Source organism: Ornithinibacter sp., from assembly GCF_035443565.1.
In the GTDB taxonomy this organism is placed as follows: Bacteria; Actinomycetota; Actinomycetes; order Actinomycetales; family Dermatophilaceae; genus Fodinibacter.
This window is the reverse complement of the sequence record NZ_DAORSO010000258.1, coordinates 1-2188: the sequence shown is the minus strand read 5'-3', so window position 1 is coordinate 2188 and position 2188 is coordinate 1. Positions and strand designations below refer to the sequence as shown.

Sequence of the window (2188 nt, the reverse complement as noted above, 5' to 3'; positions counted from 1 at the left end):
GTCCAGAACACCTGGCTCAAGCTCGTCGAGCACGCGCCGTCCATCGCCGACCCGCAGTCGGTGCTCAAGTGGCTCATCACGACGACCAAGCGGGAGTCCTGGGCGGTGGTCGCCCGGCGGCAGCGCGACGAGCCGTCCCCCTACGTCGACGTCCGCGAGCAGGAACCGGACACCACGGCACCCTCGCCGGAGGATTCGCTGCTGACCGACCTCGAGAGCCAGCTGGTGTGGCAGCACTTCACCACCCTGCCCGAACGGTGCAAGACCCTGCTGCGGGTCATCGCATTCGCCGAGAAGCCGGACTACGCCGCGATCGCCGCGGCCCTCGGGATGCCGGTCGGCAGCATCGGCCCCACGCGGGGGCGCTGCCTGGCCAAGTTGCGCGCGGCCCTGGAGACCGACCCCCACTGGGAGATGACCTCATGAACACCACCCCGGACCCCGAGACCACCCTGGCCGCAGGCCCGATCGACGACGTCGACGCCTTCGTCCTGACGCAGATCCGCCACCTGCACGAGGTGCTGGACCCGCCGCCGGTCGACCTCACGGACCGCATCACCTTCGCGATGAGCGTGGCGGCCCTCGAGGCGGAGGTCGCCGAGATCGTCTCCAGCGCCACCTTGGAGACGGTGCGCAGCACCCAGTACGACCGCGCCGACACGGTGACGTTCGCCAGCGACGGGCTCAGCGTCATGGTGAGCATCGAGCCCGGCGCCACCCTCACTGTCGACATCGCCGGCTGGGTCAGCGAACCTGACGTCGAGGTCGAGTTGCGCGAACGTGGTCGAACCCGCACCGTGACCACTGACGCCGACGGTAGGTTCACCTTCGCCGCAGTCGAGCGTGGACTGGTCAGTTTCGTGCTGCGGCGGCGTGCCGACCCCTCGGCACCGCCGATCATCACCCCGGCCATCGAGGTGTAGGAGCCACCCATCGAGGACCTGAGCGAAGGACCCAGCGCGGACCCGGTCGCTCGCGCGGACTCGTTCCTGACGGCGGCCCGCCACGACAACGAGGTGGGCCGGTTCGAGGATGCCGTCGCCAACCTCGGGCGCGCCCTCGCCTCCCTGGACGGTGTCCCCGGTCTCGACCCGGAGCGCCTGCGCATCAGGATCCTCATCACCGGCGCCTGGACCGAGCTCGAGGTCAACGGTCTGGACCGGGCCCTGGACGCACTCGAGAGTGCTCGGCGCCGGGCACAGGCCATCGACGACCGGTTCCTCCTCGCCCTCAGCTACGTCCAGGAAGGAGTCATCCTCGGACGTGGGGGGGCGTGGGCCCAGTCCCTGGCAGTGTTGGATCGCGTCGGCGCGGATGTCGTCGAACTCAACCCGAGCCAGCGCTGCGCGCTGCACATCAACCGCGGCCTGGCCAACCTCAGCCTCGGCCACGTCGCGGCGGCCCGGGGAGATCTCGAACGCGCCGTTGCCACCGCGGCGGAGCACGGCCTGGCCGACCAGGAGTTCAAGGCGCGGCACAACCTCGCCTGCCTGGCCTTCGTCGACGGCGACCTCACACGGGCGCTGGTGCTCATGCGGCAGGCCGATGCCATGGACGTCGCGGTGTCCCGCGACAGGGCCCGGCTCGACCAGGCCGAGGTGCTGCTCGAAGCCGGGCTCGTCGACGGCGCCCGGGCAGCACTCGCCCAGGCCCTCACCTCCGCCCGCAGCGACGGTCACCGTCTCGAGGAGGGTGAGATCAGCTTGCGCCTGGCCCGCTGCGACCTGCTCCTCGGTGACCTCGACGGGGCCCGCCGGCACGTGCGACAGGCCACCGCGGCGTATCGCACGCGCCAGGCCGTCGACCTCGTCCGTGAGGCCGAGCTCGTGCGGGCCACGATCGACGTCGCCGCCGGCCACGACCTGCCGGCCGTGGTCGCCGCGATGGCCCGACGTGTCCCGGGCACCGACCCGAGCGGCTCGGCCACCCCCACGGATCGCGCCGCGGTACGGCTCGAGGCCGAGGCGCGCCTGCTGCTGGGGGACCTCGACGGGGCGCAGGCCCGACTGGACATCCTCGGTCGTTCCCACCGCGAGTCCCTGCCGTCGAGACTGCACGACGCCCTCGTGCGAGCCCGGCTGGCTGCGGCCAGCGGCCAACCCGTCGAGGCCGAGCGGCGGATCACCACCGGCAACCGACTGCTCGCCGCGCACCAGTTCCAGTCCTCCAGCCTGGACGTGCGGGCCGC

The 2188-nt window shown here is 71.9% G+C and carries 3 protein-coding genes; all 3 read left to right on the top strand.

Annotated elements, in window-relative coordinates:
* Positions 1-426 (top strand): RNA polymerase sigma factor (locus tag PLL68_RS14155; protein ID WP_324535168.1); only part of this gene is annotated, 426 nt, incomplete at its 5' end.
* Positions 423-923, top strand: a complete 501-nt coding sequence (locus PLL68_RS14150; protein WP_324535166.1) for a carboxypeptidase regulatory-like domain-containing protein — start codon at positions 423-425, stop codon at positions 921-923. The genes PLL68_RS14155 and PLL68_RS14150, both read left to right, overlap by 4 nt.
* 93 nt (positions 924-1016) lie before the next feature.
* On the top strand, positions 1017-2188 hold a 1172-nt coding region (locus tag PLL68_RS14145; protein ID WP_324535165.1), incomplete at its 3' end, for a hypothetical protein.